This window comes from Olleya sp. KKT75 (assembly GCF_055635485.1).
This window is the reverse complement of sequence record NZ_CM145759.1, coordinates 2,954,904-2,970,000: the sequence shown is the minus strand read 5'-3', so window position 1 is coordinate 2,970,000 and position 15,097 is coordinate 2,954,904. Positions and strand designations below refer to the sequence as shown.

15 protein-coding genes are annotated in these 15,097 nt (G+C 31.2%); 12 read left to right on the top strand and 3 right to left on the bottom strand.

Annotation, left to right across the window (positions count from 1 at the left end; all coding sequences use genetic code 11):
- Window positions 1-52: 52 nt before the first annotated feature.
- On the bottom strand, window positions 53-1,615 hold the full coding sequence (locus ACZ2G2_RS13310; RefSeq protein WP_470392651.1) for an NAD(P)H-hydrate dehydratase: 1,563 nt from the start codon (window positions 1,613-1,615) through the stop codon (window positions 53-55).
- 226 nt (window positions 1,616-1,841) lie between these two features.
- Between ACZ2G2_RS13310 and thrA the strand changes: the two genes are divergently transcribed.
- From thrA to ACZ2G2_RS13285, 5 genes are all read left to right on the top strand, one after another.
- On the top strand, window positions 1,842-4,283 hold the full coding sequence (thrA, locus tag ACZ2G2_RS13305; RefSeq protein WP_470392649.1) for a bifunctional aspartate kinase/homoserine dehydrogenase I: 2,442 nt from the start codon (window positions 1,842-1,844) through the stop codon (window positions 4,281-4,283).
- A gap of 68 nt (window positions 4,284-4,351) precedes the next feature.
- The gene (locus tag ACZ2G2_RS13300; protein ID WP_281847860.1) at window positions 4,352-5,275 is read left to right on the top strand and encodes a homoserine kinase; all 924 of its coding nucleotides are present in this window, start codon (window positions 4,352-4,354) and stop codon (window positions 5,273-5,275) included.
- A gap of 79 nt (window positions 5,276-5,354) precedes the next feature.
- Window positions 5,355-6,647 (top strand): threonine synthase, encoded by a 1,293-nt coding sequence (thrC, locus tag ACZ2G2_RS13295; RefSeq protein WP_470392646.1) that lies wholly within the window; start codon window positions 5,355-5,357, stop codon window positions 6,645-6,647.
- Between the two features lie 25 nt (window positions 6,648-6,672).
- A complete protein-coding gene (locus ACZ2G2_RS13290; protein WP_470392644.1) occupies window positions 6,673-7,077 on the top strand; it encodes a VOC family protein in 405 nt (134 codons plus the stop codon).
- A 118-nt stretch (window positions 7,078-7,195) separates the two neighbouring features.
- Entirely contained in the window at window positions 7,196-7,750 is a 555-nt protein-coding gene (locus ACZ2G2_RS13285; RefSeq protein ID WP_470392642.1) for an RBBP9/YdeN family alpha/beta hydrolase, read from the top strand.
- A 108-nt stretch (window positions 7,751-7,858) separates the two neighbouring features.
- Here ACZ2G2_RS13285 and ACZ2G2_RS13280 read toward each other — a convergent pair whose 3' ends face one another.
- Window positions 7,859-8,134: a winged helix-turn-helix transcriptional regulator gene (locus ACZ2G2_RS13280; protein ID WP_470392640.1), complete on the bottom strand. Its 276-nt coding sequence runs from the start codon at window positions 8,132-8,134 to the stop codon at window positions 7,859-7,861.
- 157 nt (window positions 8,135-8,291) lie between these two features.
- Here ACZ2G2_RS13280 and ACZ2G2_RS13275 point away from each other — a divergent pair, with 157 nt between their 5' ends.
- From ACZ2G2_RS13275 to ACZ2G2_RS13260, 4 genes are all read left to right on the top strand, one after another.
- Window positions 8,292-8,804: a VOC family protein gene (locus ACZ2G2_RS13275; RefSeq protein WP_470392638.1), complete on the top strand. Its 513-nt coding sequence runs from the start codon at window positions 8,292-8,294 to the stop codon at window positions 8,802-8,804.
- Window positions 8,805-9,125: 321 nt separating this feature from the next.
- Window positions 9,126-10,667, top strand: a complete 1,542-nt coding sequence (locus tag ACZ2G2_RS13270; RefSeq protein ID WP_470392636.1) for a T9SS type A sorting domain-containing protein — start codon at window positions 9,126-9,128, stop codon at window positions 10,665-10,667.
- Between the two features lie 216 nt (window positions 10,668-10,883).
- The gene (locus tag ACZ2G2_RS13265; protein ID WP_470392634.1) at window positions 10,884-11,468 is read left to right on the top strand and encodes an RDD family protein; all 585 of its coding nucleotides are present in this window, start codon (window positions 10,884-10,886) and stop codon (window positions 11,466-11,468) included.
- Between the two features lie 55 nt (window positions 11,469-11,523).
- Entirely contained in the window at window positions 11,524-12,201 is a 678-nt protein-coding gene (locus tag ACZ2G2_RS13260) for a YiiX/YebB-like N1pC/P60 family cysteine hydrolase (RefSeq protein ID WP_470392632.1), read from the top strand.
- 181 nt (window positions 12,202-12,382) lie between these two features.
- Here ACZ2G2_RS13260 and ACZ2G2_RS13255 read toward each other — a convergent pair whose 3' ends face one another.
- The gene (locus ACZ2G2_RS13255; RefSeq protein ID WP_470392630.1) at window positions 12,383-12,721 is read right to left on the bottom strand and encodes a hypothetical protein; all 339 of its coding nucleotides are present in this window, start codon (window positions 12,719-12,721) and stop codon (window positions 12,383-12,385) included.
- A gap of 202 nt (window positions 12,722-12,923) precedes the next feature.
- Between ACZ2G2_RS13255 and ACZ2G2_RS13250 the strand changes: the two genes are divergently transcribed.
- From ACZ2G2_RS13250 to ACZ2G2_RS13240, 3 genes are all read left to right on the top strand, one after another.
- Window positions 12,924-13,220, top strand: a complete 297-nt coding sequence (locus ACZ2G2_RS13250; RefSeq protein WP_470392629.1) for a hypothetical protein — start codon at window positions 12,924-12,926, stop codon at window positions 13,218-13,220.
- A gap of 498 nt (window positions 13,221-13,718) precedes the next feature.
- Window positions 13,719-14,105 (top strand): hypothetical protein, encoded by a 387-nt coding sequence (locus ACZ2G2_RS13245; RefSeq protein ID WP_470392627.1) that lies wholly within the window; start codon window positions 13,719-13,721, stop codon window positions 14,103-14,105.
- Window positions 14,106-14,216: 111 nt separating this feature from the next.
- Window positions 14,217-14,858, top strand: a complete 642-nt coding sequence (locus ACZ2G2_RS13240; protein WP_470392625.1) for a hypothetical protein — start codon at window positions 14,217-14,219, stop codon at window positions 14,856-14,858.
- Window positions 14,859-15,097 lie beyond the last annotated feature (239 nt).

Genomic DNA, 15,097 nt, shown 5'->3' with positions numbered 1-15,097 from the left:
ATAAAAAAAAGCGAACTTTTCAGTTCGCTTTTTTTTTGTACTTATATTTAATTTATCCTTGTGGTTCTACACCTTCTTCTTCAGTTTCAACTTGTGGTGGCTCTGGTTGCTTAAACATATCTAAATAGGCCAACGATATACCTTCAATAACATGACTAGCTATAAAGCTTTGGTAACCCAAATCCTCGATTAATAAATCGGCAGATTTTCCATGTAAATACACACCAAAAATTGCAGCAGACAAAGCGTCATAACCTTGTGCTACTAAACCAGCAATCATACCTGTTAAAACATCTCCAGTACCAGCTGTTGATAACCCAGGGTTTCCTGTTGAGTTTACATACAACTTATCATCAAAAACAGTAATTGTATTGGCACCTTTAATAACAACAATACACTTATATTTTTTAGCAAATGCTTTCGTTTTTTTAAGCTTATCAAAATCATCTTTCCATGTTCCAACAAGTCTTTCAAGCTCTTTTGGATGTGGCGTTAATATTGTGTTTTCTGGCAATAATTTTAATAATGCTTTCTTTTTAGATAGTATATTTAAACCGTCCGCGTCAACAACTAAAGCTGTTTTGTTTGTTTTTAAAAACGTTTCAAAAGCAGTAACTGTTTTAGCATCTGTACCAACACCAACTCCAAACGCAATAACGTTTGGTGTTATATCATAATTTATAGCCGTAATTTTTTCCTCATCGCTATCTGTAATAACCATTGCTTCAGGAAAACCAACTTGTAATGGAATATAACCACATTTTGGTGTGTACGCTGTAACCTTACCAGCTCCAATAGCTAATGCGCCTTGACTAGCTAACGTAACAGATCCTATTTTACCGTAACTCCCACCTATAATTAAAGCATGTCCAAAATCTCCTTTATGGCTAAACTTAGTTCTAGGCTTATAAATTGGTAAGACTTCATTTTTTCCAATTAACTCAGCTACAGTTGGTGTCGTAAATAAATATTCTGGATCAATACCAATATCTAAAACTTCCCATTGTACCGTATATTTAGCCAATTCTGGCAAAAAGAAAACCAATTTTGGTGTTTGAAAACTTAAGGTGTATCCTGCGTTTACAACACTTTCTTCATCAGTTGGCGCTGCATCTGTAGATAAACCTGAAGGCACATCTATGGCTAAAACAAAAGCTTTAGTAGCTCTAAAGTGATTAAATAATGACTTTACCCAAGGATCCACAGGACGATTAATACCTATACCCAAAATAGCATCTACAATAATATCTTTCTCTTCTATTACAGGCATCTCACAATCATCAGCTAATACTACAGGCCAATCTTTAGTTGTGCTTTTAATACGATCATAATTAAGTAAAAAATCTTTAGATCGTGTTGTACTATAATTAACAATGTAAGTCTTTACATTATATCCGTGTGTTATTAAATGTCTAGCAACTACTAAACCATCTCCTCCATTGTTTCCAATCCCACAAAACACGTGTATTGGGACTTGTGCGCCTTGCATACGCATATGCAACCAATTAAAAATTTGTATACCTGCACGCTCCATCAAATCGGTAGATGTAATACCTTGTTTTTTAGCTGTTAAAGCATCGCCTTCATAAATTTGTTCTTTCGAAAATATTTTCATTTTAATAATATATTGGCTATTAATTATCAATCTCGCAAAAATTGATGTTTAGTTTTTTTGATAAAAGTAAAAGTAATACATTTGATAGGTATAGATGCATAAAATGAAAAAAAGACATACTATTTTTACGTTAATTATGACCATTACCCTTTTGGGTTAATGACTATATATTCCTTCCGTTTGGGTAGTTTTTCAACTACAATTTTTATCACAAAATAATTTAAAAATGAAAGTATTAAAATTTGGTGGAACCTCTGTTGGTTCAGCACAAAACATAAAAAAAGTTATCGCCATTCTTCAAAAAGAATCGCAATCTAGTACTGTCGTTTGTGTAGTATCCGCTGTTGGTGGTATTACTGATAAATTGCTACAAGCTGGAACATTAGCTAAGCAAAAAGACAAAAGCTACCTTACTATTTTTGAAAAAATAAAAACCACTCACTATAAAGTTATTGAAGGCTTAAGTACAAAACCTAAAGCAATCACGTCTGAAGTAGATGTAAAGTTTGAAGACTTAAAACAACTACTAAATGGTATCTATTTGATTAACGAGTTGTCTCCAAAAACATCTGATAAGCTAGTTAGTTTTGGAGAGCTACTTTCGTCTTTTATAATTGCAAAAACAATGGAAGAAATGGGCTTAAATGCTGTCTTAAAAAACAGTCAAGAGCTTATTGTTACTAACTCTAATTTTACAAAAGCAGAAGTTAATTACGACATAACTAACAAGAATATTACAGATTACTTTAATAACGCCAATCAGCAAATTACAATACTTCCTGGGTTTGTATCAAAATCGCAAGCTGGAGAAGTAACAACTCTAGGTCGTGGTGGATCAGATTTTACAGCAGCTATTATTGCAGCTGCTTTAAAAGTAGACCAATTAGAAATTTGGACAGACGTTAGCGGGATGTATACTACTAATCCAAAATTAGTAAAGCAGGCCTACCCGATTACTAATTTGTCGTATCAAGAAGCTATGGAACTGTCGCATTTTGGTGCGAAGGTTTTATACCCTCCAACAGTACAACCGGTTTTAAATTTAGCTATCCCGATACACATAAAAAACACATTACACCCGGAAGCTAACGGAACAGTGATCTCTAATCAAGACAATAAAAGTAACCTGACCGTTAAAGGGATTAGTCATATAGATAATGTCGCACTTTTAACATTAGAAGGTAGTGGTATGGTTGGTATCCCAGGGTTTTCTAAACGTCTGTTTGAAACCTTAGCCAACGAAAAAATAAACATCATTTTTATAACACAAGCGTCTTCAGAGCATTCTATTTGTTTTGGAATAGATGTTAGTAATGCCCAACAGGCAGAACAAGCCATAAACACAGCATTTGAATACGAAATATCTTTACATAAAATAAATCCTATTATCGTTGAAAAAGGACTTTCAATTATTGCATTAATTGGTGATAACATGAAAAGCCACCAAGGTATTAGCGGAAAGCTTTTTAGTACCTTAGGAAAAAACAATATTAATGTCAGAGCTATTGCGCAAGGTGCGTCAGAAAAAAACATCTCAGCTGTAATTAATGAGCATGATGTTAGCAAGGCATTAAACAGTTTACACGAGCGTTTCTTTGAGATTAACACTAAACAATTAAACGTATTTATTACCGGAATTGGAAACGTTGGAGAAAAGCTAATAGACCAAATACAGCAACAACATAGTTTTTTAAAGAAAAACTTAAAATTAGATGTCAGAATTGTTGGAATGGCAAATTCTAAAAAAATGATTTTTGATCCAAAAGGTATTGATTTAAATAATTGGACAGCACAATTCCATCACGCAGAACCATCAAGCATCACTGCCTTTTTAGATAAAGTAAATAGCCTAAATCTTAGAAATAGCATATTTGTAGATGTAACCGCTAATAAGGATGTCGCAGCAATATATGACAGTTATCTTAAACAAAGTGTCGCAGTAGTTGCTTGTAATAAAATAGCCTGTTCTGATAAGTATGTTAACTATAAAAACTTACAAGATTTATCATTAAAATACAACGCACCTTTTTTATACGAAACAAATGTTGGTGCCGGATTACCAATAATTAATACACTTAATAATTTAGTTGCATCAGGAGACAAAGTAATTAGTATACAGGCAGTTCTATCTGGTAGCTTAAACTTTGTGTTTAATAATTTTAGTGATAAAAAGAATTTTCATGATACAGTAAAACAAGCCCAATTTGAAGGGTATACTGAGCCTGATCCGCGTATTGATTTAAGCGGAATTGATGTCGCAAGAAAGATATTAATTTTAGCCCGTGAAAACGGAATTCCGATGGAAATCGAAGACATTGTAAACGATTCATTTTTAACCGAAGCTAATTTAAATAGCACTTCTGTTGACGATTTTTACGATACTTTAATTAATGACGAAGCACATTTTCAAAAACTATACGCTTCTGCACAAGCTAATAATTGTCAACTAAAATATGTTGCCGAATATAAAAATGGAAAAGCTAAAGTAGGATTACAAGAAGTACCAGAAGGACATCCTTTTTATAATCTTGAAGGAAAAGATAACATTGTTATGTTTTACACACAACGCTATCCAGAACAGCCTTTAATAGTCAAAGGTGCTGGTGCAGGTGCAGATGTTACAGCATCCGGATTATTTGCAGATATTATCAGAATAGGTAATAAATAAGCCATAGTAAAGGCAGTAATTAGTAAAAAGAGTAACGCTTTCGCGGAAATTATAAAAAGGAGTTTTAAATGAACGAAATCAAAATATTCTCACCAGCCACAGTCGCTAACGTTTCTTGCGGTTTTGACGTCTTAGGCTTTTGCTTAGATACTATTGGTGACGAAATGGTGATTAGAAAAACCACTGAAAAAGGAATCAAAATCACTAAAATCGTTGGTGCTGATCTTCCTTTTGAAGCGCATAAAAATGTAGCTAGTGTTTCGGCTTTAGCCTTATATAATCACGCTAATCCTGATTGCGGTTTCGAAATAGAAATCTATAAGAACATTAAGCCAGGAAGCGGGATTGGAAGCAGTTCTGCAAGTGCTGCCGGAAGTGTGTTTGCTATAAACGAGCTATTAGGCAGACCGTATAATCAAACACAATTAACCAATTTTGCTATGAAAGGCGAAGCGGTTGCTAGTGGTTGCGAGCATGCTGATAATATTGCTCCTGCCCTATTTGGCGGTTTTACTTTAGTAAAAAGCACAACACCTTTACAAGTATTACAATTACCAACTCCAGAAGATTTATTTGTGACTATTATACATCCACAAATTGAAGTTAAAACCTCTGAAGCGCGTGCTATTTTACCAAAACAGATTCCGTTGCAAAACGCCATAACACAATGGTCAAACGTTGGTAGTTTGGTACATGCGTTGCATACTAACGATTATAAATTGCTAAGCCAAGCCTTAGTTGATGTAGTTGTAGAGCCTTATAGAAGTCAATTAATACCACATTTTGATTCGGTTAAAACCGAAGTTATAAAAGCAGGCGCTTTGGGTGCCGGAATTTCTGGATCTGGCCCGTCTATATTCGCTTTATCAAAAAGCAAAAAAACTGCGGAAGATGTAGCTAAAGCGATGACTACTATTTATGCTAAAACAGCTATTAATTTTAATACTTATGTCTCTAAAATTAACACTCAAGGGATGAAAATATTAAGTTAATCGGCATTACCAGTAAACAAAATAATTAAAATAGAGTGCCACGTCCTGCGTCCGCGTAAAGACAAACAAAAACAAAAAAATGAACTACTACTCATTAAACCATAAAGCACCAAATACAACATTTAAAGATGCTGTTGTAAAAGGGTTAGCGCCAGACAAAGGATTGTATTTTCCAGAAAGCATAACGCCTTTACCGGCTTCATTTTTTGAAAATATTGACACTTTAAGCTATACAGATATTGCGTTTGAGGCCTTACAACAATTTGTGAGTCCTGATATTCCAAAAGAGGTTTTAAAAACAATTATTGCCGAAACCTTATCGTTTGAGTTTCCTGTGGTAAAGCTTAATGATAACATCTCAACATTAGAGCTATTTCACGGTCCGACTATGGCTTTTAAAGATGTTGGCGCCCGTTTTATGGCGCGTTGTTTAGGCTATTTTAATAAAGATAACACTAATCAAGTAACGGTATTAGTAGCCACTTCTGGAGACACAGGAGGTGCTGTTGCCAATGGGTTTTTGGGTGTAAAAGGTGTAAATGTTGTAATCTTATATCCTTCAGGAAAAGTAAGCGATATTCAAGAAAAACAACTAACAACGTTAGGACAAAACATTAAAGCTTTAGAGGTGGACGGTGTCTTTGACGATTGTCAAGATATGGTTAAGCGTGCCTTTTTGGATGATACGTTAACCAGTAAAATGCAATTAACATCTGCAAACTCTATTAATGTAGCACGTTGGTTACCACAACTACTCTACTTTATGTTTGCTTATAAACAACTACACAAAACACAAAAAGAGATTGTATTTTCTGTACCTAGCGGAAACTTTGGAAATGTATGCGCCGGAATGATGGCACAGCAGTTAGGCTTACCAATTAAACATTTTATTGCGTCTAATAATCAAAATAACGTGGTTACTAATTACTTAAAAACGGAACTGTACACTCCAAAACGATCAGTTCAAACCATTAGTAACGCGATGGATGTTGGTAATCCAAGTAATTTTATACGTATCCAAGAAATTTACAAAAATAACTTTAACGCGTTAAAAGAAAACTTATCTTCTTTTAGCTTTACTGATGAAGAAACAAAAGTGGCTTTAAAAGAGATTTACGATACCTATAACTACGTTGCAGATCCACATGGCGCTGTTGGCTATTTAGGATGCAAATCTTACTTAAAAGCGCATCCTAAGGCACATTGTGTGTTTTTAGAAACTGCGCATCCAACTAAGTTTTTAGATGTTGTTGAAGACGTAATTAAAGAAAAGCAAGCCTTACCACCACAAATTGAAGCGGTTATGGACAAAACCAAAGTCGCTACTAAAATTAGTGATTACGATGGTTTAAAAGCCTTTTTATTACAATAATTCAAAGCCTTTTGATTAGTTTTAAATGCTAAATATAAAAGAGACTAACATGACATTTGTATTGGATCACATTGCACTTTCTGTAAAGGACGTCGACCTATCGGTTGCTTTTTATCAATCCGTTTTTAGGATAGAAGAAGTTAAAAACACTGCGTCCAGTTCTAAAACCAGATGGTTGGCACTTACAGATCATAAACAAATCCATTTAATACCTAGACCAGAATTAGAGGTTAAAACCAATAAAGCCATTCATTTTGCTTTAGCAACTGCTAATTTTGACGCTTTTGTAAAGCACCTTAAAAGTTTAGAAGTATATTACTCTGATTGGCGTGATACGCCTAAAAAAGATTATGTGCGGGATGATGGTATCCAGCAAATTTACTTTCAAGATCCAGATGGTTATTGGATTGAAGTAAACAATGCGGTTTGATTATTTTTGAGTAAAGGCACTCGTTAATTTTAGAAATTAAGACACTATTTAATGTAAGGCATTAAAACAAAGTGCTACTATATTTAGGGAACTACTTTATTAAAAATCAGACGTAATAATGGACAATCAAAACACCAAAATAGTAATTATTCCTGGACTTGGAGGTTCTGGAGAAAACCATTGGCAATCCTTTTGGTTAAAGCAATTTGACAATACTATCGAGGTCGTACAAGACGATTGGAATGCTCCAAACCTTGAAGATTGGTTAGATAAATTAAACAAACAACTTCAAAATCTTGATGTACCAACCATATTAGTTGCTCATAGTCTTGCAGTGTCATTAGTATTACATTGGGCTACCAAGAATACTAACCCGTATATAAAAGGCGCATTATTAGTTGCACCTGCAGATGTAGATTCGCCTAGTCATACACCTGAAAGTGTTCGAGATTTTTCAGTTATGCCAACCTCAAAACTTCCCTTTTCTTCCATTGTAGTCGCTAGCGAAAATGATAATTACGTAAGTCTAGAGCGTGCTAAATACTTCGCAGACTGTTGGGGTAGTCAATTTATCAATATCGGCTCTAAAGGGCATATAAATTCAAATTCTAATCTAAAACATTGGAAAGAAGGGCAACTAATTTTAGAAACCTTAATTACTACGGTTATTTAAAACCTTCAGATTAATAATTATGACATGTGAAACTTTAATCTTAATTGATTTAGTTTACGCTTTGGACCATATAGAATTAGTAATGACTAAAATATAGAAACACCTCCACTACTTCTGACTGTCATCCAAACCCCATTGATCTAAACTTCTTAAAATAGCCTCTAGAGACTTCCCTCTTGTAGTTAATTTATATTCCACTTTTGGAGGAACAACAGGATATACTTTTCTAGAAATCAGTCCATCTTTTTCTAAATCTCTAACGGTTTGGGTAAACATTTTATTTGAAATTCCTTGAATTTGCTTTTGTAAGATTCCAGAACGCATACTACCTTCCAATAAATGAAATAAAATTAAAGGTTTCCATTTTGTGCCTATCAAATTCATTGTATAATTCAGAGGACAGTTAATTTCTTTATTCAATATTATATATTTAAAGTGTTGATTTATATTATTTTACTCGTTTAGGTAACTATACTACTTTTTGGTAAGTTATTGCCTATAAAGCAAATATAGATTAATTTTGTAATCTAAAATAAATGTTATGACAACAAATCAAAATTATCCAAAATCATTTTCTCATATAGGACTTACGGTTCCCGAAATAAAAGAAGCTGTAAAATTCTATTCTGAAGTTATGGGTTGGTACATTATAATGGAACCATCTACTGTCAAAAAAGAAACAGAAACTGCGATTGGTCAAATGTGTATTGATGTTTTTGGTAACGATTGGACCGAATTTGAAATTGCACATTTAGCAACGTCTGACGGTATTGGAATAGAGTTATTTTCTTTTCCGAATGGTATAAAAGAAGCACCCGAATTTAATCCGTTTAATACTGGATTATTTCATTTTTGCATCCAAGACCCAAATATTGAAGACCTTATTGAGAAAATTTTGGCTTACGGCGGAAAACAAAGAATGCCAATTAGAGAATACTATCCAAAAGACAAGCCTTTTAAAATGTGCTACGTGGAAGATCCTTTTGGAATTGTATTTGAAATTTACACGCATAGTTATGAGCTTACCTACTCGTCTGGCGCTTATTCAAAATAAAAAATCATTTACTATAAATACTTGATTACAAGTCTAAAAAAGTCACCAATTTGGTGGCTTTTTTTTGATAAATAAACATTTTACTACAATACTTGACGCAACATTTTGTAATAAAAAGATTCAAAGATTATTTTAACATCTCACAATTATTAATTTAAAGACAGACTAAAATTATAGCTAACCAACTGTTATCAAGCAAATGTTTTTTTATTTAGAAATTAAAACAAGTTTAAAATGAATTTATTGTAAGAAAAGCTTGACTTAACTACTTAAAACCTTTAAATTCGATGCAGAAATTAATCATAAAAAAAACTAAACCCTATGAAAACAAAATTACTATTTATTTCAATTCTTATATTTCAATTTAGTTATTCTCAAAATGGAAGCTTAGATACTTCATTCGGAACAAATGGAATTGTAATTAATGACATTTCTGACAATCTTTTAAGTGATAAAAGTCTTTCAATTATTGTAAAGGATAATGGTGCTTTTGTGGTATCTGGTTATACTACAAATAGTAATGGCAATAAAGATATTGCTCTAGCACAGTACAATTCTGATGGCTCATTAGATACTTTATTTGGTACTAACGGAATTGTAACTTTGGATATAAATGGTTTAGATGAAGATGCAATAAGTTCTACTTTTCAGTCGGATGGAAAAATAATTACAGTTGGCGAAACAGATAACAAAGTAGTAGTAGCGAGATTTAATTCTAATGGAACTATAGATACTTCATTTGCTACAAATGGTATTTTTGTTTACAATATTAGTTCTGAAGACGTCGCTATTGCTGTTGCAATATCAACAAATCATGAAATTTATATTGGTTGTAGATTCTTTTTTGACTACGGTGTAATTAAATTAACAGAGCTAGGTACTTTTGATTCAACATTTGGTACAAACGGAATTGTAACAACAGATTTAGGATCGGTGGATTATTTAACTGATATAAAACTGCTATCAGATAATAAATTAATAGTAACAGGAACTAGCGGTAATAATCATTCTGGAATCAATGGCGATTCATTTGACAAAGCTATAATAAAGTATAATTCTGATGGTAGTTTAGATACTACCTTTAATTCTAATGGAATAATTTTTACAACTTATGAAGATGGAGGTGATGATAGTGGAAATGCTTTAATTATTCAACCTGATAATAAAATAGTTGTTTGCGGATCTTCTTACATAGGAACAGAAGATGATAATTTTGCATTAGCTAGGTATAATATAGATGGAAGTGTAGATACTTCATTTGGTATTAATGGTGTTTCAATAATAGATCATGGATTAGATTTTGAAATATGTACTTCTGCATTACTGCAAGGCGATGGGAAGATTTTAGTTGGAGGTTATGTTATTAATGGAACCACATTTGATTTTAATTTTGGATTAGCTAGATATAATTCTGATGGATCCATAGATTCCAGTTTTGGTAATAATGGAATTATATTAACAGATTTAAATAACAATTCTTCCGATTACGCTTATTCTATGGCGTTTCAAAATAACAAGATACTATTGGCAGGATCGACCAGAGTTTCAGGAAATAGTGACGATTTTGCTATCGTAAGATACCTCGCGGATGAGACACTTGGGATAAATGAATTAACCGAAAATACTAACACCTACTCTATCTATCCTAACCCTACTTCTAGAGTTTTCTATATAACAAATAAATCTAAAAAAAATACAATTTCTAACATCGTAATTTATTCAATTAACGGAACAAAAATTAAATCATTTAGTGATTTTGACCTTAGTCAAAAAATTATTTTGGATAATTTGTCTAATGGTGTCTATTTTGTAGAAGTATCTGATAAATTGGTCACTGAAACTTTTAAATTGGTTATAAAATAGAGGTAAATATTCAAAATTATTTATTTAAAGGTAATTAGCACTGCATATCAAAAGCATAAGCTTAAAGCCCCTAAATAAATCTCTTTATAAAAATACACATCAAAAAAAAGTCACCAATTTGGTGGCTTTTTTTGGTTAGAAAAATTAAAATTTGAACGGTTAAAATAAAACCACTAAATTAACCATTTAAGAAACTAAACTGCCTGTCTTATATAAATGAAAATCACGAACAAAAAATATAAAAATCTTAATTTAGCAAATGAGGATGATCGTGGTGAAAACCTAATAATGGATTTTATTATATCTTCTTTTATGGGTGTTTTAATAGCTTTTTACACTTATAAAAACCTCCCATTAGCTTTTTTAATTTATATACTTGTCAGATTTATTTACTATTTTTCTTTTGAATATATTTCGGGTAGAACACCTGGTAAGTACCAAACACAAACTCAAGTTGTAAACCATGTTGGAGAAAAGCCAACAGTGATACAGTTAATTAAAAGAAATATAAGCCGATTTATTAGTATATTTTCTGGATTAAGTGATGACGAAAAAGCTTTACACGATAATGTATCCAATACTTTTGTAATTAAAAACGAAGCTTTAAAAAAAATAGAATTCAAACTCCCTTTGATTTTACTCTTTAATCTGATATTTTTTGGGTTTTGGAGCTATTATTTTTGGACTAAAACTAAATTAGAAACCTTAGATAAACTTTTACTAATTATTTATAGCTTCGGTTTTATCTATTGTTTGATAATAGGATTAAAAATGATGAGAAAATCCACTAATAACAGGTAAACTAATTACTATTTTCAGACCTATTCTATTCAACCTAAAACTAACCACAAAAAACATGTCTCTAACGCTAAAACAAACGTATCTCCTTTTTATAGCATCTCTTGTTTTTATAAGCTGTAATAGTAATAAAAACACTACTACGTTTAAATTAAAACAAGGCGATTTACTGTTTCAAAATACGGGCACAAGTGATGTAGCTAACGCAATCAAAGATGTAACAGCAACATCACTATCTAAAAACTACTCTCATGTTGGCATCGCCATGCAAATAGACGACCAATGGTTTGTTGTGGAAGCCTATCCAAAAATCGGGGTTTCTCAAACCTCTTTAAAAACGTTTCTAGACCGAAATAAAAACAAATTAAACAAATCGCAAACTACAGTCGCCAGATTAGATAGCATTTACCAACCCTATATTGCAAAAGCTTTGGACTACGGAATGGAGAGACTAAACACACCTTATGACGATATTTTTTTATGGGACGATACATCATATTATTGCTCAGAATTAGTCTATAAAATGTTCTCCACTCAAAATTTAGCAACAGCAGCAATTCCTTTTTTGACACACCCAATGACCTTTAACGATAGTACAGGACACCCAATGCCAAGTTGGATAACCTATTATAAAACACGTAATCAACCCATTCCTGAAGGGATTGAAGGCACAAATCCTAACTTAATGGCTAGCAGCCCACACATTACTTTTGTGCATGATTATGAGCAGGAATAAATGTTGAATTTACTACACAAAGAAGTATAAGTTTCTTAAATTCTAGACGTAATCTAAACTTGATTTTAAAAAATAAAACCATTACCTTCGGATTTAAAATAACTACTGATATAAGCATTATAAACGATGTCATATCAGTTTTAAGTTGTAACACATTTGAGCAGAACCTAAAAATTTGAGATTAAAACTTGAAGTCGCTAAATTCTTGAGAAATCAATGGACTTATATTTACATCTCTAGATTTGTGATAAATTTTGTTTCCCTGAACTCTTTCAATTCGAACTTGTTGAAACTTCATCATTTTTTCATCAATTAGAAAATTTGAATCATAAGTAATATAATAGTTGGTTTCATTTATTCTATTCGCAACAGACGAATATGACATAATAGTTTTACGATCAAATTGACTATAAACTTCTTTTAGGTTTGTGTAAAAACCGATAAAACTATTTACTTTTTTTAGTGTACTGCTTGACTTTTTTCTATCAATTTCAATTCCTTTAACGATATATAGTTTCATAATAGTAGAAGTTATTAACAAAATTTATAATATATAGGTCATATTCTAAATATGAAAAACAAAAATACCTATTTTAATACATATTTTAGTTTACCAAGTAAAATATAAGATTATATTCTAAAACGACGTTGATAACTATTAACCAAAGCTATTGAATATTAAATAGTTGAAATTTATCTTTGTATGGAGATAATACAACTGAATGGCAAAAAAAAGTAAAATAAAAAAGAACATTAAATTCTATAAAAAAGAAATGGAAAAATGGGAATTAAGAATTCTTATATCTTTAGTACTGATATTTATAGGAATTACTATTTTTTACATTTTTTATTTAAAAGCCTATGATTGGAATATTGCAAATATTGATTTTGGAAATTTAGAATTACCGAAATTAAGTTTATTAACACCATTTATTTTCTTTTTAGTTTTCTCTACAAGACAATTCAATTATTACAAAAAGCAGTTAGACTTATACAAACTAAAAAGTACGGAATCATAACTGTAAATCGGAATAAAAACGTGTTACAACAACGTGTATAATTAATTGCTTTGGTAAGTCCTTATTTGGAAAATTCCTTCGGAATTTTCTCGCGTTCGTTTTTGTTTACTAAATTAGTTGCTGAAACACGCAACTAACCATACACAAGACCGTTATTTTAAACCCGAAAACAAAAAAAACAAGAAACTCTTATTCTATTTAGACAATGTATTTAAGGCATCTCCAATTAAGGTGTCTCCTTTTAAAATTTCGAAAGTGGCATTATTTGCAACATCGTCATTTAAAGATCTAACTAAGGTTTGAGTTTAATTTATAGATTATTACAATGCAATAAGGCCTTTACTTTACAAAATAAAACCATTACCTTCGGATTTAAAATAACTACTGATATAAGTTATTAAAAACGATTTAGATCAGTTTTAAGTTAGCATACATTTGAAAATGACACTTTCCGAAGTATATTTTTATATAATTATTATAATTTACCAACTCTTTAGTATGGTAATAATAACATTTACGGAAGACCTAAAAGATGACAAATATTATAAACGGTATTTAAAAATTACTTTTTTAATTGGATTTCTTGGAATTATAATGGAGTTAATGAATTGGACTTATTTCTGTCCATTTAAATGCACTCTTCTGACTTTTTCACCTTTTCTGACTTTGTTAATCTCAAAAGGGATTATTGAGTTTTATAAAAAAGTTTTTAAAAGAGAAGCTTTTCAAATGCAATGGGGAAGATTGTCAGACGGAATTTGGATAAAGAACAATGGAGATTTAAAAAATAAAGGATATTATGGTTGGTATAGCGTAAATATTGGGAGCTTTCCGATTTTTATAATTACAGCTATATTTTTGCTAATAGAAAAAAACGTATGCTAACATTGTATAAAAATAATGCGTAAGTTTATTCCTAAATCAAACAAGCACAATTCTTATACGTCACCGTTAGCACCAAAATAAAAAAACCGATAAAGATTTAAACTTCAAATTTTGGACACAACTTATAAACTTATAGGATTACTAAAAGAACAATCTGAAAAACTAAAACTCCTAACCGAGAATTTAAATTTTCCAAATTATACTTTTAAAGAAACTGATAGGATTTTTGCGAAATTCGGCTGGTACATTCCTCCTTTTATAGAAGTAAAAACAGTTTTCGATTTAGTTGAGTTATTCGAAAATGATAAAATTATGGAAGCAGAAAGTATTTTGATTAAGTACTTTAAGAAAAATATAAAAGAAATTGAATCTAACCTTATTAATTATCATAATAATAGAACAGATATACTTTCAGAAGCATTTAAAGCCTATCGAAAAAAAATGTTTTATTCTTCCACAATATTGTTTTTATCCCAAGCAGATGGAATATGTGATTCAATAATATTTAGCGGAAGCAAAATCAAAAAAATCAAGGATAAAGAAAAAAATCATCCAATTATAGATGTTCTATCAGAAAAAAACTCATTAACTGATTATTACAATTCAAAAACTAAAAACTCTAATTATTTTAGTGACCTAAATAGACACGGAGTTATGCACGGAATTTCAAATGATTATGGAAAAGAATTAAATAGTTTAAAGGCATTATCTCTTGTGTGTTATGTTTCTGATTTTAGCAGATATGATAAATAGAAAAAATACTGGTGCTAACAAAGTATATAATCCATTGTTAGTTCTAGCCTACTTACAAATATTCCTACGAAATATTCTATTCGATTTTTATTTGCTAAATTAATTACTTAAACACGTTATTTTAAACCCAAAAACATAAAAAAAGCTACCAAACGGTAGCTTTTTTGGTTAATCAAATATATTAAAACAAGAAATTGTTATTCTATTTAGACAATGTATTTAAGGCATCTCCAATTAAG

Bases quoted from the DNA above. Each gene is read 5' to 3' on its own strand.
- ACZ2G2_RS13310 (WP_470392651.1), bottom strand. From the start codon at position 1,615: ATGAAAATATTTTCGAAAGAACAAATTTATGAAGGCGATGCTTTAACA.
- thrA (WP_470392649.1), top strand. From the start codon at position 1,842: ATGAAAGTATTAAAATTTGGTGGAACCTCTGTTGGTTCAGCACAAAAC.
- ACZ2G2_RS13300 (WP_281847860.1), top strand. From the start codon at position 4,352: ATGAACGAAATCAAAATATTCTCACCAGCCACAGTCGCTAACGTTTCT.
- thrC (WP_470392646.1), top strand. From the start codon at position 5,355: ATGAACTACTACTCATTAAACCATAAAGCACCAAATACAACATTTAAA.
- ACZ2G2_RS13290 (WP_470392644.1), top strand. From the start codon at position 6,673: ATGCTAAATATAAAAGAGACTAACATGACATTTGTATTGGATCACATT.
- ACZ2G2_RS13285 (WP_470392642.1), top strand. From the start codon at position 7,196: ATGGACAATCAAAACACCAAAATAGTAATTATTCCTGGACTTGGAGGT.
- ACZ2G2_RS13280 (WP_470392640.1), bottom strand. From the start codon at position 8,134: ATGAATTTGATAGGCACAAAATGGAAACCTTTAATTTTATTTCATTTA.
- ACZ2G2_RS13275 (WP_470392638.1), top strand. From the start codon at position 8,292: ATGACAACAAATCAAAATTATCCAAAATCATTTTCTCATATAGGACTT.
- ACZ2G2_RS13270 (WP_470392636.1), top strand. From the start codon at position 9,126: ATGAAAACAAAATTACTATTTATTTCAATTCTTATATTTCAATTTAGT.
- ACZ2G2_RS13265 (WP_470392634.1), top strand. From the start codon at position 10,884: ATGAAAATCACGAACAAAAAATATAAAAATCTTAATTTAGCAAATGAG.
- ACZ2G2_RS13260 (WP_470392632.1), top strand. From the start codon at position 11,524: ATGTCTCTAACGCTAAAACAAACGTATCTCCTTTTTATAGCATCTCTT.
- ACZ2G2_RS13255 (WP_470392630.1), bottom strand. From the start codon at position 12,721: ATGAAACTATATATCGTTAAAGGAATTGAAATTGATAGAAAAAAGTCA.
- ACZ2G2_RS13250 (WP_470392629.1), top strand. From the start codon at position 12,924: ATGGCAAAAAAAAGTAAAATAAAAAAGAACATTAAATTCTATAAAAAA.
- ACZ2G2_RS13245 (WP_470392627.1), top strand. From the start codon at position 13,719: ATGGTAATAATAACATTTACGGAAGACCTAAAAGATGACAAATATTAT.